A 22,066-nucleotide genomic window follows, 5' to 3' on the forward strand; every position below is an offset into this window, starting at 1 on the left:
CGCACCGAAGTGCATGCTTTTTTGGTGGGCGGGAAAGGGGATTAGCCTTCGGCCTGCTGCGATTGAATCGCCGTCAATGCGATGGTGTAGACGATATCATCCACCAGTGCGCCGCGCGACAGGTCGTTCACCGGCTTACGCATGCCTTGCAGCATCGGTCCGATGGAGATCAGATCGGCAGAACGCTGTACCGCTTTGTAAGTGGTGTTACCGGTGTTCAGATCCGGGAAGATGAACACGGTAGCGCGGCCGGCAACCGCAGAGTTTGGCGCTTTGGATTTGGCGACGTCTTCCATAATCGCGGCGTCGTACTGCAGCGGACCATCGATCACCAGATCCGGGCGTTTTTCCTGCGCGATGCGCGTGGCTTCACGTACTTTCTCTACGTCGCTACCGGCACCGGAGTTACCGGTTGAGTAGGAGATCATCGCGACGCGTGGATCGATACCGAAGGCTTTAGCTGAGTCGGCAGACTGAATCGCGATCTCTGCCAGCTGTTCTGGATTGGGATCCGGGTTGATGGCGCAGTCGCCATACACCAGAACCTGCTCCGGCAGCAGCATGAAGAACACCGACGACACCAGCGAGCTGTTTGGCGCGGTTTTGATCAACTGCAGCGGTGGACGAATGGTATTCGCAGTGGTGTGAACCGCGCCGGAGACCAGACCGTCAACTTCGCCGCTCTCCAGCATCATGGTGCCGAGCACCACGTTGTCTTCCAGCTGCTCCTGCGCCACCACTTCGGTCATGCCTTTGCTCTTACGCAGCTCAACCAAACGTGGCACGTAGTTTTCACGTACCACTTCTGGATCCACGATCACGATGCCTGTGCCGAGTTCAACACCCTGCGCCGCCGCAACACGCTGAATCTCTTCCGGATTGCCGAGCAGCACACAGGTAGCGATGCCGCGTTCGGCGCAAATTGCTGCCGCTTTGACGGTACGCGGCTCGTCGCCTTCTGGCAGCACGATGCGTTTGCCTGCTTTGCGCGCCAGCTCGGTGAGTTGGTAGCGGAATGCCGGTGGAGACAGGCGACGGCTGCGCTCGGACGTGGCGGTCAGCGATTCCACCCAATCTTCATTAATGAAGCTAGCTACGTACTCCTGCACTTTCTCGATGCGCTGCGTATCGTCAGTCGGGACTTCAAGGTTGAAGCTTTGCAGGCTAAGCGACGTCTGCCAGGTGTTGGTTTTCACCATAAACACCGGCAGGCCGGTCTGAAACGCGCGTTCGCACAGGCGTGCGATGGGCGCTTCAATCTGATAGCCACCGGTCAACAGCACTGCACCTATTTCTACGCCGTTCATCGCGGCCAAACAGGCGGCAACCAGTACATCAGGACGATCGGCGGAGGTTACCAGCAGTGAACCCGGACGGAAGTGCTCCAGCATGTGTGGAATGCTACGCGCACAGAAGGTGACAGATTTCACACGGCGCGTCTGGATTTCACCTTCGTTGATGATATCGGCGTTCAGGTGACGGCACATATCTATGGCGCGAGTGGCGATCAGATCAAAGCTCCACGGTACACAACCCAGCACCGGCAGCGGACTGTTGGCAAACAGCTGCTTTGGATCGATGTTGGCGATGCTGGCTTTAGAGGAGTCATCAAAAATTTCTGACAGATCCGGGCGCGTACGACCTTGCTCATCCACCGGCGCATTCAGTTTGTTGATGATCACGCCAGTGATGTTTTTGTTTTTGCTGCCGCCAAAGCTGCTTTGCGTCAGTTCGATGCGCTCTTTGAGCTGCGCCGGAGAATCGTTGCCCAGCGCCATGACGAAGACGATTTCGGCGTTCAGGGTTTTAGCGATCTCATAGTTCAGAGCAGATGCGAACTGATGTTTACGCGTGGGGACCAGACCTTCAACCAGCACTACTTCCGCGTCTTTAGCGTTTGCGTGATAGTTGGCAATGATCTCTTCCATCAACACGTCTTGCTGGTTAGATCCAAGCAGCGACTCAACGCGTGACATCTGCAGCGGTTCTGCGGCAGGAATCGCGGAGCTTTTACGGATAATGCTGGTGGTTTGGTCTGGCGCATCGCCACCCGCACGTGGCTGGGCAATTGGCTTGAATACGCTCAGGCGCACGCCTTTGCGCTCCATGGCACGGATCACGCCGAGGCTGACGCTGGTCAGACCGACGCTGGTGCCGGTAGGAATGAGCATAATTGTACGTGACACGATAGAAACCTCTCAGGTGTTGCAGACTGTCTAAAACAACTCCGTCAGCCTAAGCTGACGGAGAGAAGTGTTTTTAAGCGGTGAGACGCGCGGCGTCTTGAGCAATCACCAACTCTTCGTTGGTTGGGATCACCACGGCTGGGCGCGTGCCTTCTTTGTTGATGAAACCCGATTTGCCGAAGCGTGCTGCCAGGTTGCGCTCGTGATCGACTTCGAAGCCGAGCAGACCCAGTTTCTGCAGCGCCAGCTCGCGCACCATCGCCGCGTTTTCACCGATACCACCGGTGAAGACCACGGCGTCCAGACGGCCTTCCATCAGCGCAGTGTAGCTGCCGATGTATTTCGCCAGGCGGTGGCAGAACACATCCATCGCACGCTTAGCATCTTCTTTGGTGCTGTAGTTGTCTTCCACATAGCGGCAGTCGCTGGTGACTTCGGTCAGACCTAACAGGCCAGACTCTTTGGTCAGCAACTTATTGATGGCATCAACGCTCATGCCCAGGGCATCATGCAGGAAGAAGATAATCGCAGGATCGATGTCGCCACTGCGCGTGCCCATCACCAAACCTTCCAATGGCGTCAGGCCCATGGAAGTATCAACACACTGACCATTGCGAATAGCAGAAACGGAACCGCCATTACCCAAGTGGCAGGTGATGACGTTCAGTTCGCTAACGGGTTTGTTCAGCATTTTCGCGGCTTCCTGCGTCACATAGTAGTGGCTGGTGCCGTGTGCGCCGTAGCGACGAACGCCGTGCTCTTTATACAATTTGTACGGCAGAGCATAGAGATAGGACTCTTCCGGCATTGTCTGATGGAATGCGGTGTCAAAAACCGCGACATTTTTATCAGAAAGATGTGGGAAGTTTTTCAGCGCTTCATCTATACCGATCAGATGCGCAGGATTGTGCAGCGGCGCAAAAGAAGAGGCGTCTTTGATGCCCTGAATAACAGATTCGTCGATGATGACTGATTTGGTCAGCTGCTCGCCGCCGTGAACAATACGATGGCCGATTGCAGCGATTTGTGCCGAAAGCTCTGGTTTTTGTGCCAGAATAGTTTTGACCATGAAATTCAGTGCTTCGCTGTGTGCCGCACCCGCGCCAAGCTGAGCTTCTTGTTTGCTGCCGTCCAGTTTCCACTTAATACGTGCTTCCGGTAAATGGAAACATTCAGCCAAACCGGAGAGGTATTCGTCGCCGGTAACAGGGTTAAGGATGGCAAACTTAAGTGAAGAACTGCCGCAGTTCAGAACCAGAACTAACTTCGTCGACATGGAAGTACCTATTTTTGTTAAATAGTGGCTAAAAAAAACGCAATCAGACTAACAGCGTAGCCCATGAAAGCTGGTAGGTTAATGATAAACATCATGTGCTAGTCAAAAATTCAGTGACATGCAAAAAATTTTGGTGATTTTACGCTTATTTTTGATAAGCACTTAGCGAAACATGGCTCTGGCCGCTCTTTTATTGAGCTAAAGCTTCCGGTAATGTTACTCAAACGGCGTCAGAATACTCACTGTCACCCGCAAAGACAAAAACTTTTGAAGGATGTCACGTAAAGTTGTGTAGTTATCGGTTTATTTTAAATATTGCAGATTTAGTTGAGGTCTATCATGGCGAATGAGACAGACAAACCCGGCTGGTTCGGCTTGTTCCAGCGCGGACAGCGATACATGAAGACCTGGCCTGCAGACAAGCGCCTGGCGCCGGTATTTCCTGAAAATCGCGTGGTGAATGCAACGCGTTTTGCCATTCGCTTTATGCCGCCGCTGGCGATTTTCACCCTGACGTGGCAAATCGCGATGGGGGGACAACTTGGTCCAGCAATTGCCACCGCGCTGTTTGCCTGCAGCCTGCCGATGCAAGGATTATGGTGGTTAGGTAAACGTTCGGTAACGCCGTTGCCGCCGACGCTGCTGCAGTGGTTCCATGAAGTGCGTACCAAACTGCAAGAAGCGGGGCAGGCGATTGCACCCGTTGACGGTAAGCCGACATATCAGTCGCTCGCCGATGTGTTGAAGCGCGCGTTTAAACAGCTTGATCGCACTTTCCTCGACGATCTTTGATCCGCGGACGCTTTTACCTGCCAGAGAATTTGAGCCAAATCCCGGTTCAAATCAAAGAAAAGTGGTGCGGGCATACACGCATCACTCTCCTTGTGTAATCATTTCTTCATTGTTTAAATCTTAAGCGGCCGCCTGGCCCGGGAGCAAACCATGGAAATGACCCACGCACAACGATTGATCCTCTCCAATCAATACAAAATGATGGCCATGCTGGAGCCCGATAACGCCGAGCGCTATCGTCGTTATCAAACCATTATTGAACGCGGCTATGGCTTACAGTTACGCGAACTCGATAAGGAATTCGGCGAGCTAACCGAAGCGACCTGTCGCTCACTGATCGATATTATGGAAATGCATCATGCGCTGCATGTTTCGTGGTCGAACCTCAAAGATGGCAGCGCGATTGATGAGCGTCGCCTGGCGTTTCTCGGCTTTGATGCGGCCACCGAAGCGCGTTATCTCGGCTACGTGCGTTTTATGGTGAACGTAGAAGGGCGCTATACCCATTTTGATTCCGGCACACACGGCTTCAATGCCCAAACGCCGATGTGGGAAAAATACCAACGCATGCTTACGGTGTGGCACACTTGTCCGCGTCAATATCATCTCAGCGCGAATGAGATCGCGCAGATTATCAATGCCTGAATAAGGAGCGACGCGTGAAGTACAGGGGTTTTCTGTTTGATTTAGACGGTACGCTGGTGGATTCACTGCCTGCTGTGATTCGCGCATGGTCATTGTGGGGTGAGCGCCATGGTTTGTCTGCGGAAGAGGTCCTGAGCTATATCCATGGGAAGCCTGCGATCAACTCGCTGCGCCATTTCATGGCGGGACAATCTGAAGAGGCGATTCAGGCGGAATTTCTCTGGCTTGAACGCCTCGAAGCGGAAGACACGCATGGCGTACAGGCGATTCCGGGCGCATTAGCGTTACTGTCAACGTTGAACGAGTTGCAGATCCCATGGGCGATTGTCACATCGGGGTCGATCCCTGTTGCCTATGCGCGCCATAAAGCCGCCAATCTACCCATGCCAGAGGTGTTCATCACCGCGGAGAACATCAAGCACGGTAAGCCGAATCCCGAGCCTTATTTGCTGGGCGCCGAGCGTTTGGGGCTTTCAGCGACGCAATGCGTGGTGGTTGAGGATGCGCCAGCGGGCATCATTTCAGGATTGGATGCGGGCAGTGCGGTGATCGCTATAAATGCGCCAGCCGATGCGCCGCGCATTGATGAAGTCACCTTCCGCGTCGCTTCGCTTGAACCGTTAAATGTCACTAAAGAAGATAGCGGTGAATTTACCCTTTCTATCACCGCATAAAAAAACGGGCCGCTGCGGCCCGTTTTTTTACAGCGGCGTATCCTGTGAGATTTCATCCAGCGACAGGCTAAAGCTGGGAATAAACACCTCAACAAAATAATCCATTTCCGGCGAGCGCCGCTGCGTCAGGGTTTTCTCAAGACGCGCTTTGGCCAGCAAAAACTCGTTATTACCCGCCGACAACTCTTCCAGACACTTCACATAGGCGCAAAGTGCATCCGCTTGCTTAACCACGGATTGTTCACTTTCGCTATGCATGTGTTCATCTATCAGCGGCCGATAAGCGTCCTGCAGTTCGGGCGGCAGCATATCGATGAGTTTCTGTTGGGCAATTTTCTCGATCTTTTTATATTCGTGCGCAATTTGCGCGTTGTAGTACTTCACCGGCGTCGGTAAATCCCCGGTCAGTACTTCGCTGGCATCGTGATACAGCGCTAGCATGGCAATGCGCTCGGCGTTGAGGTTGCCGTTAAACTTTTTGTTTTTGATGATGGCGAGCGCGTGAGCAACCATCGCCACCTGCAGACTATGCTCGGAAACGTTTTCAGTGCGCACATTGCGCATTAATGGCCAGCGGTTAATCAGTTTGAGACGGGAGAGGTGGGCGAAAAAATGGCTACGAGTCATGGAAGGTTCCTGTTCGCACGGCGGGGAAGATATCTTTTCCCCGAAATGCGAACAGTATACGCGTCACAATTTACTGGCGATACCCTTGTAAGAAACGACCAAACTTGCTGACGGCCATTTCCAAATCGTCCACGCGCGGCAGCGTAACGATGCGTACGTGATCCGGCCACGGCCAGTTGAACGCGGTGCCCTGTACCAGCAGCACTTTTTCCTGCAACAGGAAATCCAGCACCATCTTCTGATCGTCGAGGATGTTGAATTTCTTGGCGTCAATACGCGGGAACATATAGAGCGCACCTTGCGGCTTCACACAGCTGACGCCAGGAATATCATTAATCAATTCCCACGCACGCTGGCGCTGTTCATACAGACGTCCGCCGGGCGCGATAAATTCACTAATGCTTTGATAACCACCCAATGCGGTCTGAATCGCGTGTTGTGCAGGAACGTTGGCACACAGGCGCATCGACGCCAGCATCTCCAGCCCTTCAATGTATCCTTTGGCGTGTTTCTTCGGACCATTCAAAACCATCCAGCCCTGACGGAAACCCGCCACGCGATAGGTTTTGGACAAGCCGTTGAAGGTCACCGTCAGCAGATCGGGTGCCAGCGCAGCAATCGAATGATGTTGTGCTTCGTCGTAGAGAATCTTGTCGTAGATTTCATCGGCGAAAATAATCAGATTGTGCTGGCGCGCAATTTCAACAATCTCAAGCAACAACTCTTTGCTGTAAACCGCGCCGGTCGGGTTATTCGGGTTAATGATGACAATGCCACGCGTGCGCGGGGTGATCTTGCTGCGAATATCATCCAGGTCAGGGAACCAACCTGCTGATTCATCACACAAATAATGCACCGCTTTACCGCTCGACAGGGAAACGGCAGCGGTCCACAGCGGATAATCCGGCGCAGGCACCAGCATTTCATCACCGCTGTTGAGCAATGCCTGCATCGCTTGCACAATCAGTTCGGATACGCCGTTACCAATATAGATGTCTTCGACAGTGACATCGCGCATGTCACGCGCCTGGTAATGCTGCATGATCGCTTTACGCGCCGAATACAGCCCTTTTGAATCGCAATAACCCTGCGAGCTCGGCAGATTGCGAATGACATCGACCAGAATTTCATCAGGCGCTTCGAAACCAAACGGGGCAGGGTTGCCGATGTTCAGCTTGAGAACTTTGTTGCCTTCTTCTTCGAGACGTTTAGCTTCTTTCAGTACCGGGCCACGGATGTCATAACAGACATTTTCCAGCTTGCCGGATTTATCAATTTGAAAATTCATTGTTACCGCCTTTATGGGCAGAGTCCTTTAACCTGCCACCAAAAATCAAACTCGCCCAATTTACTCTTCTCACCTTAACAAAAGAAGGGCAGCGCTTGGTTTTGGCGTGTTTGCCATTTTTTCCCCCTTCACTTGGCGTAAAAGTCATTGGAAATCGATTAATCTGGTTCATTAGTCCACAAATGTGAAAAATGTTAATATTAAACGCTGGTAAGGTGTGCCTGACGTGTAAATGCCTTCTTCCATCGACATCAAAGACTATTCAGAAATTTTTCAGTCAAAACTGGCTTAAAAAAACATTAGCGACCAAACGAAATAGTTAAATGAATCTTGTTGGATGGCGGAAAATTGTCTGGTAATGATTAAGCACTGTTTGGCGTCACAAAATAGAGTTCATTCTCATACACTTTCTATTGGCAGGATTAAGCACCATCATCAGCTGCAACTCAGTGTAAAACACGCATAAAATAGCATTTGCGCTGTATCTTTAACGTAAGTGTTTGAGATTCAGAACCTGGAGGGGTTAAAAAAAGAGCAGCATTATGGCAGGATGTGTGCGAAAAGACTTTTGGTCAAAAATTGCGATGTTTTGAACAAAAACATTTCCATTTATAGCGTAAAAATGATTAAGTATAATTTATTATTTGATGCACTTTATCGCTTCGCATCTACATAACATGATGTTATTTCTTTTAACCCGCAGGGACTTTGTGCGGGAGACATAGACAACTACGCAGCTTCCAGCACCTGTACGACTTACGTTTTCGGCCCAGAAGTTCTGCTGTCTATAATGACGACGCTGCTCTGATCTCAGAGTGGTGCGATCGTCGGCATCCGCCTGACAAATTTTTTCATGGCAGCTCCACACAGGGCTGTCATTAAGCACCATTGCCTCTTATCTCTTTGATAAGTCGGGTAATACACCAGGGTAGTAGTTTTAAAAAATCTTATAAGTGAAGAAAAAACATGACTAATGCAAATCGTCCGATACTGAATCTCGACCTCGATCTGCTGCGTACATTTGTTGCCGTTGCCGATCTGAACACTTTCGCAGCCGCCGCTGCCGCCGTGTGCAGAACGCAGTCCGCAGTGAGCCAGCAGATGCAACGTCTGGAACAATTGGTAGGTAAAGAGCTGTTTGCCAGACATGGACGTAATAAATTGCTGACGGAGCATGGCATTCAACTGCTGGGTTACGCCAGGAAAATCCTTCGTTTTAATGACGAAGCTTGCACCTCTTTAATGTACAGCAACATCCAGGGCGTTCTGACCATTGGCGCTTCAGATGATACCTCAGATACCATTCTGCCGTTCCTGCTTAACCGCGTAACGTCGGTCTATCCGAAGCTGGCCATTGATGTGCGTGTTAAGCGCAACCCGTTCATGATGGAAATGCTTAATCAAGGTGAAGTCGATCTGGTTGTGACCACGTCCAGCCCAGGAAACTTTACTTATCAGGTACTGCGTACTTCACCAACGTTGTGGTACTGCGCGGCAGATTATATCTTCCAGCGTGGAGAGGCCATTCCTTTGGTTCTGTTGGATGAGCCAAGCCCGTATCGTGATATGGCCATTGATCACCTCAACGAGGCTGGCATTCCGTGGCGCATCTCGTATGTTGCTTCAACGCTGGCTGCCGTCCGTGCAGCGGTTAAAGCCGGTTTGGGTGTGACAGCGCGTCCTGTTGAGATGATGAGTCCAGAACTGCGCGTGATGGGCGCGGCAGAAGGTTTGCCAGTATTGCCTGACACCCAGTATCTGCTGTGCCGTAATCCAGACAGCGATAACGAACTGGCGCTGGCGATCTTCAATGCCATGCAGTCCACCAACGATCCTTATAATCTGAGTGCTAATCCAGACGGTACCTTGTTACTGGATGATGAAGAATAAGGGTTGCAGTTACTGGTAATTCCTCTCAATTGGAATACCGGTTAATTGTTAAAACTGATAAAAAAAAGCCTTAGCTGGATAATTATCCGCTAAGGCTTTTTTTATGCCTTTTAACACGTCCTTTTTAGAGCGATTTCCAGAAAAAGATTTCACTCAACATCTTAAAAATGAAATGTGTTCCATTTTTGCTCCACATGGAATGATTTTATCAATTCGTGCCAACTTTCCCAGGGCAATTGCCCGTCCACTCCGCTGTTTTTTGCAGCATAAAACCCAGTTATGTGCTTTAGATCAAAAAAATACCCCTGATAAGGGGGGGGAATCTCGGGCGAGACCTGTCAAAATATGATTGTTAAATGCACGATCCACGCATGTGAATACCCGCTACACTAAAATTAACCTCACAAACTGAAGCGATTTAGCTGGCGCTCAGAGGGTTGAATGTTAATAATATGATGCAGCTGTAAAATAATGTTTGGATACTTTTGTCAAAGTTGACAAAAGGTTATAGAAAGGAGTAAAAACCCCTATAAAATTGCTGCTTTATTGCTAATGACAGCAAAATTTATAAGGTTTTTTATCCTTCCCTTGAATCGATGTGGTGTGTTTGCTGCAACAGCGCAGGATGCCATCACCACTTTTGATGAGTAAGCAAAGAGTATGTCGACAACTACAGAAGTGATCGCTCATCACTGGGCATTTATTGTTTTTATCGTTATCGCATTCGGCCTGTGTGCCTTTATGTTGACCGGTGGCTGGTTGTTAGGTGGTCGTGCGCGTGCGCGACACAAGGACACCCCGTTCGAATCGGGTATTGAGTCGGTCGGTGACACTCATATTCGCCTCTCTGCAAAATTCTATCTGGTTGCGATGTTTTTCGTCATATTCGACGTCGAAGCCCTCTATTTATACGCATGGTCGACTTCCATTCGCGAAAGCGGTTGGGTCGGCTTTGTCGAAGCCGCAATTTTCATTTTGGTGCTCTTGGCAGGCCTGGTTTATCTGGTGCGCATCGGTGCGCTGGATTGGGCTCCTGCGCGTCGTCGCGTAGTGGTCAAATCTGTCCCGGTCAGTCACAGCCACACCAACCCTCATAAGCAGTAAAAGCGAGGCAATAAGATGGACTACACGCTGACACGCGTAGACCCGAACGGGGGCGGCGATAACGATCGTTATCCTCTGCAGAAACAGGAAACGGTTACCGATCCGCTGGAGCAACACGTTCACCGCAGCGTCTACATGGGCAAGCTCGAGCACGCCCTGCATGACATGGTGAACTGGGGTCGTAAAAACTCACTCTGGCCGTATAACTTCGGCCTTTCCTGTTGCTACGTGGAAATGACCACATCCTTCACCGCAGTGCATGACGTGGCACGTTTTGGTGCCGAAGTTATGCGCGCCTCGCCACGTCAGGCTGACTTCATGGTGATCGCCGGTACGCCATTTACCAAAATGGCGCCGGTTATTCAGCGTTTATATGACCAAATGCTAGAGCCGAAATGGGTGATTTCCATGGGCGCATGCGCTAACTCGGGTGGCATGTATGACATCTACTCGGTGGTGCAGGGCGTGGATAAATTCCTGCCGGTTGACGTGTACATTCCTGGCTGCCCGCCACGTCCAGAAGCGTATATGCAGGCATTGCTGCTGCTGCGCGAGTCGATTGGCAAAGAGCGTCGTCCACTGTCTTGGGTGGTCGGTGATCAGGGTGTTTATCGCGCCAATATGCAGCCAGAGCGTGAAAGAAAGCGTGGCGAGCGTATTGCCGTCACCAACCTGAGATCGCCAGACGAAGTTTAAGCTTCCCGTACACGGATGGAGCCACGGCCACAGCAAAACATCACAATTTAATGTGCGCCGCCATCCTGACGCCTTCTTTTGAGCGCCTGATTACAGGCCGGAATGGTGAGTAACGTATGACTGATTTAACCACGCAAGATCTCGCTCAGCCTTCATGGCAAACCCGCGATCACCTGGATGACCCAGTGGTCGGCGAGCTGCGTAACCGTTTTGGGCCGGATGCCTTTACCGTTCAGGCTACCCGCACCGGGATTCCGGTAGTCTGGGTAAAGCGTGAACAGCTATTAGAAATCGTTGAATTCCTGCGCAAGCTGCCAAAGCCCTATGTCATGCTGTATGACTTACACGGTTTTGATGAGCGTTTACGCACTAACCGCGCCGGTTTGCCCGCCGCGGATTTTTCCGTTTTCTATCACCTGCTTTCAATTGAACGCAACCGCGACATCATGCTCAAGGTCGCTTTATCTGAAAACGATCTGAATGTGCCAACCATCACCAAAATTTTCGCTAACGCCAACTGGTATGAGCGCGAAACCTGGGAGATGTTTGGCATCACTTTCAATGGTCACCCGCACCTGACGCGCATCATGATGCCGCAGACGTGGGAAGGCCATCCGCTGCGTAAAGATTATCCGGCGCGCGCTACCGAGTTCGATCCCTTCGAGCTGACCAGGCAGAAAGAAGATCTGGAGATGGAGGCACTGACCTTTAAGCCTGAAGATTGGGGCATGAAGCGCAGCACCACCAATGAGGACTTCATGTTCCTCAACCTCGGTCCGAACCACCCCTCTGCGCACGGTGCTTTCCGCATCATTCTGCAGTTAGATGGTGAAGAAATCGTCGATTGCGTTCCCGATGTCGGCTACCACCATCGTGGCGCGGAGAAGATGGGCGAGCGCCAATCCTGGCACAGCTACATTCCGTACACCGACCGTATCGAGTACCTCGGCGGCTGCGTGAACGAAATGCCTTACGTGCTGGCGGTGGAAAAACTGGCGGGCATTACCGTGCCGGATCGCGTCAATGTGATCCGCGTGATGCTGTCTGAACTGTTCCGCATCAACAGCCATCTGCTCTATATCTCCACCTTTATTCAGGACGTCGGCGCGATGACGCCGGTGTTCTTCGCCTTTACCGATCGTCAGAAAATCTATGATGTGGTGGAAGCGATTACCGGTTTCCGTATGCACCCGGCGTGGTTCCGCATCGGCGGCGTCGCGCATGACCTGCCGAAAGGCTGGGAACGTCTGCTGCGCGACTTCCTCGACTGGATGCCGAAGCGTCTGAAAGAGTACGACAAAGCCGCACTGCGCAATACCGTGTTGATGGGCCGTTCGCAAGGCGTTGCGGCGTACAACATGGATGAAGCACTGGCGTGGGGCACCACCGGCGCAGGTCTGCGCGCCACTGGTTTAGATTTTGACGTGCGCAAATGGCGTCCATATTCAGGTTACGAAAACTTCGATTTCGAAATTCCGGTTGGCGCTGGCATCAGTGATGCGTACACCCGCGTGCAGCTGAAAATGGAAGAGATGTGGCAGTCACTGCGCATTCTGGAACAGTGCCTGAACAACATGCCTGAAGGCCCGTTCAAAGCGGACCATCCGCTGACAACGCCGCCGCCGAAAGAGCGAACGCTGCAGCACATTGAAACCCTGATCACTCACTTCCTGCAGGTTTCGTGGGGCCCAATCATGCCGGCCAACGAATCCTTCCAGATGATTGAGGCGACCAAAGGGATCAACAGTTACTACCTGACCAGCGATGGCAGCACCATGAGCTATCGCACCCGCGTGCGTACGCCGAGCTTCCCGCATCTGCAGCAGATCCCATCGGTGATCCGCGGCAGCCTGGTATCCGACTTGATCGTTTACCTCGGTAGTATCGATTTTGTTATGTCAGACGTGGACCGCTAATTATGCACGATCAAAAAATTGCTATTCACACCATCGACCCTACTGAGGTCTTCGTGCTGAGCGAGGCCGAGCACCACGCTATCGAGCACGAGAAACACCATTACGAAGATGCACGCGCCGCTTCGATCGAAGCGTTGAAGATCGTGCAGAAACAGCGTGGCTGGGTGCCGGACGGCGCGATTAACGCCATCGCAGATGTTCTGGGGATTCCAGCCAGTGATGTTGAAGGCGTAGCGACTTTCTATAGCCAAATCTACCGTACGCCGGTTGGCCGTCACGTTATTCGCTACTGTGACAGCGTGGTGTGCCACATCACGGGTTATCAGGGGATTCAGGATGCGCTGGAGCAAAATCTGAACATCAAGCCGGGCCAGACTACGGCGGATGGACGCTTTACGTTGCTGCCAACTTGCTGCCTGGGTAACTGCGATAAAGGGCCAACCATGATGGTGGATGAAGATACCCACGTTCATCTGACGCCTGAAGGCATCGCCAACTTGCTGGAGCAGTATCAATGACCATTAAACAGATCATTCGTACTGCTGAAACGCATCCACTGACCTGGCGTCTCCGTGACGACAAGCAGCCGATCTGGATCGATGAATATCGCAGTAAAAACGGTTATGTCGGCGCAGAAAAAGCGCTGAAAGATTTCAGCCAGGACGAAATCGTCGCGGCGGTAAAAGACTCGGGTCTGAAAGGCCGCGGTGGTGCAGGTTTTAACACCGGCCTGAAGTGGAGCCTGATGCCGAAAGACGAATCCATGAACATCCGTTACCTGCTGTGTAATGCCGATGAAATGGAGCCGGGCACTTACAAAGACCGCTTGCTGATGGAGCAACTGCCGCACCAGCTGGTGGAAGGCATGCTGATCAGTGCGTTCGCGCTGAAAGCCTATCGTGGCTACATCTTCTTACGTGGTGAGTACATCGAAGCGGCCGTTAATCTGCGTCGCGCGATTGCTGAAGCCACCGAAGCGGGCTATCTCGGCAAAAATATTCTTGGTACCGGTTTTGATTTCGAGCTGATCGTCCACACCGGCGCAGGTCGTTATATCTGCGGTGAAGAAACAGCACTGATCAACTCGCTGGAAGGACGTCGTGCGAACCCGCGTTCTAAGCCGCCATTCCCGGCCAGTGCCGGCGTGTGGGGCAAGCCGACCTGCGTGAACAACGTGGAAACGCTGTCGAACGTGCCTGCCATCTTCCTTAACGGCGTTGACTGGTACAAAAACATCTCTACCAGCGAAGACACCGGCACCAAAATGATGGGCTTTTCCGGCCGCGTGAAAAATCCTGGCGTCTGGGAATTGCCGTTCGGCACCACCGCACGTGAAATCCTTGAGGATTACGCCGGTGGCATGCGTGATGGCCTGAAATTCAAAGCCTGGCAGCCAGGCGGTGCAGGAACTGACTTCCTTACCGATCAGCACCTCGATCTGCCGATGGAATTTGCCAGTATTGGTAAAGCTGGCAGCCGTTTAGGTACTGCGCTGGCGATGGCGGTCGATCACGAAATCAACATGGTTTCACTGGTGCGTAACCTGGAAGAATTCTTTGCGCGCGAATCCTGTGGCTGGTGTACGCCGTGCCGTGATGGATTGCCATGGAGCGTGAAGATCCTGCGAGCGCTGGAGCAGAAGAAAGGTCAGCCGGGTGATATTGAAACCCTGCAGCAACTCTGCCGCCAGCTTGGCCCAGGTAAAACCTTCTGTGCCCACGCACCGGGCGCCGTCGAGCCATTGCAGAGCGCGATTAAATATTTCCGTGAAGAGTTTGAAGCTGGCATTGCGCCGCAGGTGTTTGGCAATACCCGAGCCATCGGCGGTATTCAGCCCAACCTGCTGAAAGCGCGCTGGTAATCAGCCGCCGTACACGGAATTCACCTCATGCCGACATGGCGTGGGGAAAGAATTAGATGTTTAACGCTCGTCTTAGGGCGAGCCTTACGGAAGCATGTTCACTATGGCTACAATCCATGTAGACGGTAAAGAATATGATGTGAACGGAGCGGACAACCTGCTACAGGCGTGTCTCTCTCTGGGCCTTGATATTCCTTATTTTTGCTGGCATCCGGCGCTGGGAAGCGTAGGGGCCTGCCGCCAGTGCGCGGTGAAGCAATTCCAGAATGCCGAAGATACCCGCGGTCGCCTTGTCATGTCCTGCATGACACCAGCGTCGGACGGCACCTTTATCTCCATCGACGATGGCGAAGCGAAAGAGTTTCGTGAAAGCGTGGTGGAATGGCTGATGACCAACCATCCGCACGACTGCCCGGTGTGCGAAGAGGGCGGTAACTGCCATCTGCAGGATATGACGGTAATGACCGGACACAGTTTCCGTCGTTATCGTTTCACTAAACGTACCCACCAGAATCAGGATCTCGGCCCGTTCATTTCGCATGAAATGAACCGCTGTATCGCCTGCTATCGCTGCGTGCGTTACTACAAAGATTATGCCGACGGCAAAGATCTTGGCGTTTATGGCGCTCACGACAACGTCTACTTTGGTCGTCCGGAAGATGGCACGCTGGAAAGCGAATTCTCCGGTAACCTGGTGGAAATCTGTCCGACCGGTGTTTTCACCGATAAAACGCACTCCGAACGCTATAACCGTAAATGGGATATGCAGTTCGCACCAAGCATCTGTCAGCAGTGCAGCGTGGGTTGTAACACCAGCCCGGGCGAACGCTATGGCGAATTGCGTCGTATCGAAAACCGCTATAACGGCACCGTAAACCACTATTTCCTGTGCGATCGCGGTCGTTTCGGTTACGGCTACGTCAACCGCAAAGATCGCCCACGTCATCCGATACAGCAACGCGGCAACGATTGGGTCAGCCTGAATGCTGAACAAGCGGTAAATGCGGCGGCGGATGTGTTGCGTCGGGCGAAAAAAGTCATTGGTATCGGTTCTCCGCGCGCCAGCATTGAAAGCAACTTCGCGTTACGTGAGCTGGTTGGCGCAGAAAACTTCTCAACCGGTATGCCAGCCGGTGAGCAGGCTCGCGTTGAGCTGATGCTGAAAGTCCTGCAGGACGGCGGCATCTACACGCCATCACTGCGCGAAATTGAGAGCTACGATGCGGTGCTGGTGCTGGGTGAAGATTTGACTCAGGTTGGCGCACGCGTGGCGTTGTCTGTACGTCAGGCAGTAAAAGGTAAAGCGCGTGAGATGGCTGCGGCACAGAAAGTGGCTGACTGGCAGATCGCGGCAATCCTTAACATCGGTCAGCATGCCAAACATCCGCTGTTCGTAACCAATGTTGACGAAACCCGCCTGGATGATATCGCTGCGTGGAGCTATCGCGCACCGGTGGAAGATCAGGCGCGTCTCGGCTTCGCCATTGCCAATGCGCTGGATGAAAGCGCGCCGGCAGTCAGCGGCTTCGACAGCAAACTCAACGGCAAAGTTGACGTGGTGGTTCAGGCGCTGGCAGGTGCAAAAAAACCGCTGATTATCTCCGGTACCCATTCCGGGAGCATCGCGATGATTGAAGCTGCTGCTAACGTGGCAAAAGCCCTGAAAGCGCGCGGTGCCGATGTCGGTATTACCTTCCTCGCGGGTGCGGCGAACAGCTTTGGCCTCGGCCTGATGGGCGGTCAATCGCTGGATAGCGCACTGGAACAGCTGAGTAAAGGCGAAGCCGATGCGCTGGTGGTGCTGGAAAACGATCTCTATCGTCATGCGCCGAAAGCCAACGTGGATGCGGCGCTCGATACCACCGCTAACGTGATTGTGGTCGATCATCAACGTACCGCCACGCTGGAAAAAGCCGGTTTGGTACTTTCAACCGCCAGCTTTGCGGAGAGCGATGGCACCTCAATCAACCACGAAGGCCGCGCGCAGCGCTTCTTCCAGGTTTACGATCCCGCTTATTACGATGACAGCGTAGTGATGCTGGAGAGCTGGCGCTGGTTGCGTTCTCTGCACAGCGCGGTTGAGAGCCGTCACATCGACTGGACTCAACTGGATCACGTGATTGATGCCACCGTTGCGGCGCTGCCACAGCTGAAAGGCATTAAGGATGCTGCGCCAGACGCCAGCTTCCGTATCCGCGGTCAAAAACTGGCACGTTCACCGCACCGCAACAGTGGCCGTACTGCGATGCGCGCCAACATCAGCGTGCATGAACCGCGTCAGCCGCAAGATAAAGACACCATGTTTGCCTTCTCGATGGAAGGTAACAACCAGCCCAGCGCGCCGCGTTCGCAGATTCCATTTGCCTGGGCGCCGGGCTGGAACTCACCGCAGGCATGGAATAAGTTCCAGGCTGAAGTGGGCGGCAAACTGCGTCATGGCGATCCGGGCGTGCGTCTGTTTGAAGCCAGCGATCGTTCATTGCCGTGGTTTACCGCCATTCCGGAAAGCTTTGTTGAAGGCAGCCAGTGGCGCGTCGCACCTTACTACCAGCTGTTTGGTAGCGAGGAGATGACCCAGCGTTCAACCACCTTCCAGAAACGCATGTCCCCGGCCACGCTGGTGATTAACCCGGCTGATGCTGAGAAACTGGGCGTTAATAGCGGTTCTTCCGTGGAGCTGGTGTGTGCAGGCGAAACACTACGCTTGCCGGTACGTTTCTCTGCGTCGCTGCAAGCAGGGCAGGTTGGTTTACCGCTCGGTATGCCGGGCGTGCCGCCGTTCCTCTCAGGTGCGCAAATTGACAAACTGCAGGAGGCCGCGCAATGAGTTGGCTGACACCGGACGTTATTGAAATCCTGATCAACATCGGCAAAGCGCTGGTCATCTTGTTGGTGGTTGTCGGTTGTGGTGCCTTCATGAGTTTCGCCGAGCGTCGTCTGCTCGGCCTGTGGCAGAACCGTTATGGACCAAACCGTGTTGGCTGGGGCGGTTCGCTGCAGCTGGCTGCTGACATGATCAAAATGTTCTTTAAAGAGGACTGGGTTCCGCCGTTTACCGACCGCTTCATCTTTACGCTGGCACCGGTTATCGCCTTCGTATCGCTGCTGCTAGCCTTTGCCATTGTGCCGGTTTCGCCGACCTGGATGGTCACCGATCTGAACATCGGTCTGCTGTTCTTCCTGATGATGGCGGGCCTGGCGGTGTATGCGGTGCTGTTCGCTGGCTGGTCGAGTAACAACAAATACTCACTGTTGGGTGCGATGCGTGCATCGGCGCAGACGCTGAGCTACGAAGTGTTCCTTGGTCTGTCACTGATGGGCGTGGTGGCGCAAGCCGGCTCGTTCAATATGAATGCCATTGTCGAAAGCCAGGCGCATCTGTGGAACATCATTCCTCAGTTCTTCGGCTTCCTTACCTTCTGCATCGCGGGCGTAGCGGTATGTCACCGTCATCCGTTTGACCAACCAGAAGCGGAGCAGGAACTGGCGGACGGTTACCACATCGAATACGCCGGTATGAAGTTCGGCCTGTTCTTCGTCGGTGAATACGTGGCGATCACCACCGTTTCAGCGCTGATCGTGACGCTGTTCTTCGGTGGCTGGCACGGCCCGTTCCTGCCGCCATTCATCTGGTTCGCTCTGAAAACAGCGTTCTTTATGGTGATGTTTATCCTGATTCGTGCTGCGCTGCCGCGTCCACGCTATGACCAGGTGCTGTCGTTCGGCTGGAAAGTGTGTCTGCCGTTGACGCTGTTGAACCTGCTGGCGACCGCCGCAGTGATTCTGTACACCGCGCAGTAAGGGACATTGAGATGACTTTAAAAGATATTGTCGTTGGCTTCGGCACGACAGTGCGCAGTATCTGGATGATAGGCATGCATGCCTTCGCCAAGCGCGAAACCCAAATGTATCCGGAAGAGCCGGTTTATTTGCCGCCGCGTTACCGTGGCCGTATCGTGCTGACGCGCGATCCGGACGGCGCAGAGCGTTGCGTTGCCTGTAACTTATGTGCGGTAGCTTGTCCTGTCGGCTGTATCTCACTGCAGAAAGCCGAGACGCAGGATGGACGTTGGTATCCGGAGTTCTTCCGCATCAACTTCTCACGCTGCATCTTCTGCGGCCTGTGTGAAGAGGCTTGCCCAACCACCGCGATTCAGCTGACACCCGATTTCGAACTGGGTGAGTTTAAGCGTCAGGATCTGGTGTATGAGAAAGAAGACTTGCTGATTTCCGGTCCGGGTAAATATCCGGAGTACAACTTCTATCGTATGGCTGGTATGGCGATCGACGGAAAAGAGAAGGGCGAAGCGGAAAACGAAGCCAAGCCGATCGACGTCAAAGGGTTGTTACCTTAAGGAGCCAGGTATGGAATTTGCGTTTTATCTTTGCGGACTGGTGGCGGTGCTGACGACGCTGCGCGTCATCACCCACACCAATCCGGTACATGCGCTGCTGTACCTGATTGTTTCGCTGCTGTCGATTGCCGGCGTGTTCTTCTCAATGGGCGCCTACTTTGCCGGTGCACTGGAAATCATCGTCTACGCGGGTGCCATCATGGTGCTGTTCGTCTTTGTGGTGATGATGCTGAACCTCGGCAAAACGCAGCAGGATCAAGAGCGCGAGTGGCTCAAACCTTCGCTGTGGATTGGTCCGGGCATCGTCTCTTTACTGCTGCTGGCAGTGATGATTTACGCGATTAGCACGGCAACCGATCAGGGCATTGATGGCACCGTTATCGACGCGAAAGCAGTCGGTATCAGCTTATTTGGTCCCTATGTTCTGGCGGTTGAATTGGCATCGATGCTGCTGCTCGCGGGTCTGGTCGTGGCCTTCCATATTGGACGTGAAGAGCGTCACGGCGAAGTGTTGAGCAATCGTCAAGCTGATGCGCAAGCAAATAAGGAGGATCACGCATGATCCCGTTACAACACGGCCTGATGCTGGCCGCTGTGCTGTTTGTTCTCGGCCTGACCTCCGTGGTGCTGCGTCGTAACATCCTGTTTATGCTGATTGGTCTGGAAATCATGATCAATGCCTCCGCGTTAGCGCTGGTGGTAGCAGGCAGCTATTGGGGACAAGCTGATGGTCAGGTAATGTACATCCTGGCGATCAGCCTTGCGGCGGCGGAAGCGAGTATTGGTCTGGCGCTGTTGCTCCAGCTCTATCGTCGTCGTCAGACGCTGAACATTGACACAGTGAGCGAGATGCGCGGATGAATCTTCTCTATTTAACCGTATTATTTCCGCTGATTGGCTTCCTGCTATTGGCGTTTTCACGCGGTCGCTGGTCGGAGAACCTGTCGGCAGCAATCGGTATGGGTTCTGTTGGTCTTGCCGCATTAACCACTATTTATGCCGGTTTCGACTTCTTCAATCAGGGTCAGCAGCCGTTCACTCAGGCGCTGTGGACCTGGATTCACGTCGGCAACTTTGACATTAAAGTGAATCTGGTGCTGGATGGTCTTTCTCTGACCATGCTGTCCGTCGTCACCGGCGTTGGTTTCTTCATCCACATGTTCGCTTCATGGTACATGCGTGGTGAAGAGGGTTATTCGCGCTTCTTCGCTTACACCAACCTGTTCATCGCGAGCATGGTGGTGTTGGTGCTGGCCGATAACCTGATGCTGATGTATCTCGGTTGGGAAGGCGTGGGCCTGTGCTCCTATCTGCTGATTGGCTTCTATTACAGCAATCCAGAGAACGGCAAAGCGGCGATGAAAGCCTTTATCATCACCCGTGTCGGTGATGTGTTCCTCGCTTTCGCCTTGTTCATCCTCTACAACGAGCTGGGCACGCTGAACTTCCGCGAACTGGTGGAACTGGCACCCGCGCACTTCGCTGCAGACAACCACATGCTGCAGTGGGCAACCCTGATGCTGTTGGGGGGCGCGGTCGGTAAATCTGCACAGCTGCCATTACAAACCTGGCTGGCGGATGCGATGGCCGGTCCAACCCCGGTTTCGGCTCTGATTCACGCCGCGACCATGGTAACCGCCGGTGTTTATCTGATTGCACGTACTCACGGCCTGTTCCTGTTGACGCCGGAAGTGCTGCATCTGGTGGGTATCATTGGTGCGATTACCCTGGTGCTGGCAGGTTTTGCTGCGCTGGTGCAAACCGACATCAAACGCGTGCTGGCTTACTCCACCATGAGTCAGATCGGCTACATGTTCCTCGCGCTTGGCGTACAGGCATGGGACGCGGCGATTTTCCACCTGATGACGCATGCATTCTTCAAAGCCTTGCTGTTCCTCTCTTCAGGCTCGGTCATTCTGGCCTGCCATCACGAGCAGAATATTTTCAAAATGGGTGGCCTGCGTAAGAGCATCCCGCTGGTGTATGTCTGCTTCCTGGTGGGCGGTGCCGCGTTGGCTGCGCTGCCGCTGATCACCGCAGGTTTCTACAGTAAAGATGAAATCCTGTTTGGTGCGATGGCGAATGGTCACATCAATCTGATGGTGGCGGGTCTGGTGGGTGCATTCCTCACTTCGATCTACACCTTCCGCATGATCTTTATCGTGTTCCACGGTGAAGAGAAAATTCATGCTCACGCCGGTAAAGGCATTACGCATCACCTGCCGCTGATTGTTCTGATGGTGCTCTCCACCTTTATTGGTGCGCTGATCACGCCTCCTCTGGCGGGTGTTCTGCCGCAGAACGAGTTTGGTGAAGGCGGCAAAGTGATGCTGGAAATCACCTCAGGCGTGGTGGCCATTGTCGGTATCCTGATCGCAGCAGTTCTGTGGCTGGGTAAACGTCAACTGGTGACCAGTATTGCTAACAGCGCGCCGGGTCGTTTCTTCGGCACCTGGTGGTTCGCGGCCTGGGGCTTCGATTGGCTGTATGACAAGGTGTTTGTAAAACCTTATCTCGGCATTGCCTGGTTGCTGAAGCGCGATCCGCTTAACTCACTGATGAACCTGCCTGCGCTGCTGTCGCGTGTTGGTAACAAAGGTTTGGTGGTGAGCGAAAACGGTTATCTGCGCTGGTACGTGGCCTCGATGAGTGTGGGTGCCGTTGTAGTGCTGGCGCTGCTGCTGGTGATTTAAAGATTGATGAGCGGGGCGGGTTCGCTCGCCCAATTAGAATGTCAAAAATTGCCTGAAGTAAGG

The 22,066-nt window shown here is 53.2% G+C and carries 19 protein-coding genes; 15 read left to right on the forward strand and 4 right to left on the reverse strand.

Annotated features, from left to right (window positions below; all coding sequences use genetic code 11):
- Positions 1 to 41: 41 nt before the first annotated feature.
- Positions 42 to 2,186 carry a phosphate acetyltransferase gene (pta, locus tag IB226_RS01740; RefSeq protein WP_176971183.1) on the reverse strand — a complete coding sequence of 715 codons (2,145 nt, stop codon included), beginning with the start codon at positions 2,184 to 2,186 and terminating at the stop codon, positions 42 to 44.
- A gap of 73 nt (positions 2,187 to 2,259) precedes the next feature.
- Positions 2,260 to 3,462, reverse strand: a complete 1,203-nt coding sequence (gene ackA, locus IB226_RS01745; protein WP_101763649.1) for an acetate kinase — start codon at positions 3,460 to 3,462, stop codon at positions 2,260 to 2,262.
- A gap of 339 nt (positions 3,463 to 3,801) precedes the next feature.
- On the opposite strand from ackA, the gene yfbV reads away from it, so the two are divergent.
- The 3 genes from yfbV (at position 3,802) to IB226_RS01760 (ending at position 5,573) form a co-directional block, all read left to right on the forward strand.
- The gene (yfbV, locus tag IB226_RS01750; protein WP_101763650.1) at positions 3,802 to 4,254 is read left to right on the forward strand and encodes a terminus macrodomain insulation protein YfbV; all 453 of its coding nucleotides are present in this window, start codon (positions 3,802 to 3,804) and stop codon (positions 4,252 to 4,254) included.
- Positions 4,255 to 4,404: 150 nt separating this feature from the next.
- Entirely contained in the window at positions 4,405 to 4,899 is a 495-nt protein-coding gene (locus IB226_RS01755; protein WP_101763651.1) for a YfbU family protein, read from the forward strand.
- A gap of 14 nt (positions 4,900 to 4,913) precedes the next feature.
- Positions 4,914 to 5,573, forward strand: coding sequence for a sugar phosphatase (locus IB226_RS01760; RefSeq protein WP_192233271.1), 660 nt, complete (start codon positions 4,914 to 4,916; stop codon positions 5,571 to 5,573).
- A gap of 27 nt (positions 5,574 to 5,600) precedes the next feature.
- Here the strand turns inward: IB226_RS01760 and yfbR are convergent, their stop codons facing one another.
- Together yfbR and IB226_RS01770 are read right to left on the reverse strand one after the other, a co-directional pair.
- The gene (yfbR, locus tag IB226_RS01765) at positions 5,601 to 6,200 is read right to left on the reverse strand and encodes a 5'-deoxynucleotidase (RefSeq protein ID WP_110866568.1); all 600 of its coding nucleotides are present in this window, start codon (positions 6,198 to 6,200) and stop codon (positions 5,601 to 5,603) included.
- Positions 6,201 to 6,270: 70 nt separating this feature from the next.
- Positions 6,271 to 7,488, reverse strand: coding sequence for a pyridoxal phosphate-dependent aminotransferase (locus IB226_RS01770; protein ID WP_192233273.1), 1,218 nt, complete (start codon positions 7,486 to 7,488; stop codon positions 6,271 to 6,273).
- A gap of 966 nt (positions 7,489 to 8,454) precedes the next feature.
- Between IB226_RS01770 and lrhA the strand changes: the two genes are divergently transcribed.
- The 12 genes from lrhA (at position 8,455) to nuoL (ending at position 22,003) form a co-directional block, all read left to right on the forward strand.
- The gene (gene lrhA, locus IB226_RS01775; protein ID WP_021509211.1) at positions 8,455 to 9,378 is read left to right on the forward strand and encodes a transcriptional regulator LrhA; all 924 of its coding nucleotides are present in this window, start codon (positions 8,455 to 8,457) and stop codon (positions 9,376 to 9,378) included.
- Positions 9,379 to 10,038: 660 nt separating this feature from the next.
- The gene (locus IB226_RS01780; RefSeq protein WP_007889316.1) at positions 10,039 to 10,482 is read left to right on the forward strand and encodes an NADH-quinone oxidoreductase subunit A; all 444 of its coding nucleotides are present in this window, start codon (positions 10,039 to 10,041) and stop codon (positions 10,480 to 10,482) included.
- Between the two features lie 15 nt (positions 10,483 to 10,497).
- Entirely contained in the window at positions 10,498 to 11,178 is a 681-nt protein-coding gene (locus IB226_RS01785; RefSeq protein ID WP_008105151.1) for an NADH-quinone oxidoreductase subunit B family protein, read from the forward strand.
- A gap of 116 nt (positions 11,179 to 11,294) precedes the next feature.
- Positions 11,295 to 13,094: an NADH-quinone oxidoreductase subunit C/D gene (nuoC, locus tag IB226_RS01790; protein WP_101763654.1), complete on the forward strand. Its 1,800-nt coding sequence runs from the start codon at positions 11,295 to 11,297 to the stop codon at positions 13,092 to 13,094.
- A gap of 2 nt (positions 13,095 to 13,096) precedes the next feature.
- Positions 13,097 to 13,612 (forward strand): NADH-quinone oxidoreductase subunit NuoE, encoded by a 516-nt coding sequence (gene nuoE, locus IB226_RS01795; protein WP_101763655.1) that lies wholly within the window; start codon positions 13,097 to 13,099, stop codon positions 13,610 to 13,612.
- 2 nt (positions 13,613 to 13,614) lie between these two features.
- The gene (gene nuoF / locus IB226_RS01800) at positions 13,615 to 14,955 is read left to right on the forward strand and encodes an NADH-quinone oxidoreductase subunit NuoF (RefSeq protein ID WP_176519213.1); all 1,341 of its coding nucleotides are present in this window, start codon (positions 13,615 to 13,617) and stop codon (positions 14,953 to 14,955) included.
- Between the two features lie 103 nt (positions 14,956 to 15,058).
- Positions 15,059 to 17,782, forward strand: a complete 2,724-nt coding sequence (gene nuoG / locus IB226_RS01805; RefSeq protein WP_192233275.1) for an NADH-quinone oxidoreductase subunit NuoG — start codon at positions 15,059 to 15,061, stop codon at positions 17,780 to 17,782.
- The gene (nuoH, locus tag IB226_RS01810) at positions 17,779 to 18,756 is read left to right on the forward strand and encodes an NADH-quinone oxidoreductase subunit NuoH (protein WP_008105140.1); all 978 of its coding nucleotides are present in this window, start codon (positions 17,779 to 17,781) and stop codon (positions 18,754 to 18,756) included. Before nuoG ends, nuoH begins: the two co-directional genes overlap by 4 nt.
- A gap of 11 nt (positions 18,757 to 18,767) precedes the next feature.
- Positions 18,768 to 19,310: an NADH-quinone oxidoreductase subunit NuoI gene (nuoI, locus tag IB226_RS01815; protein ID WP_007889332.1), complete on the forward strand. Its 543-nt coding sequence runs from the start codon at positions 18,768 to 18,770 to the stop codon at positions 19,308 to 19,310.
- Positions 19,311 to 19,320: 10 nt separating this feature from the next.
- Positions 19,321 to 19,872 carry an NADH-quinone oxidoreductase subunit J gene (gene nuoJ / locus IB226_RS01820; protein WP_008105138.1) on the forward strand — a complete coding sequence of 184 codons (552 nt, stop codon included), beginning with the start codon at positions 19,321 to 19,323 and terminating at the stop codon, positions 19,870 to 19,872.
- A complete protein-coding gene (gene nuoK / locus IB226_RS01825; RefSeq protein WP_007889334.1) occupies positions 19,869 to 20,171 on the forward strand; it encodes an NADH-quinone oxidoreductase subunit NuoK in 303 nt (100 codons plus the stop codon). The genes nuoJ and nuoK overlap by 4 nt, the downstream gene beginning before the upstream one ends.
- The gene (nuoL, locus tag IB226_RS01830; protein WP_192233277.1) at positions 20,168 to 22,003 is read left to right on the forward strand and encodes an NADH-quinone oxidoreductase subunit L; all 1,836 of its coding nucleotides are present in this window, start codon (positions 20,168 to 20,170) and stop codon (positions 22,001 to 22,003) included. The genes nuoK and nuoL overlap by 4 nt, the downstream gene beginning before the upstream one ends.
- The last annotated feature ends 63 nt before the right edge of the window (positions 22,004 to 22,066 follow it).

Source organism: Pantoea sp. PNT03, assembly GCF_014852515.1.
Taxonomy (GTDB): domain Bacteria; phylum Pseudomonadota; class Gammaproteobacteria; order Enterobacterales; family Enterobacteriaceae; genus Pantoea; species Pantoea leporis.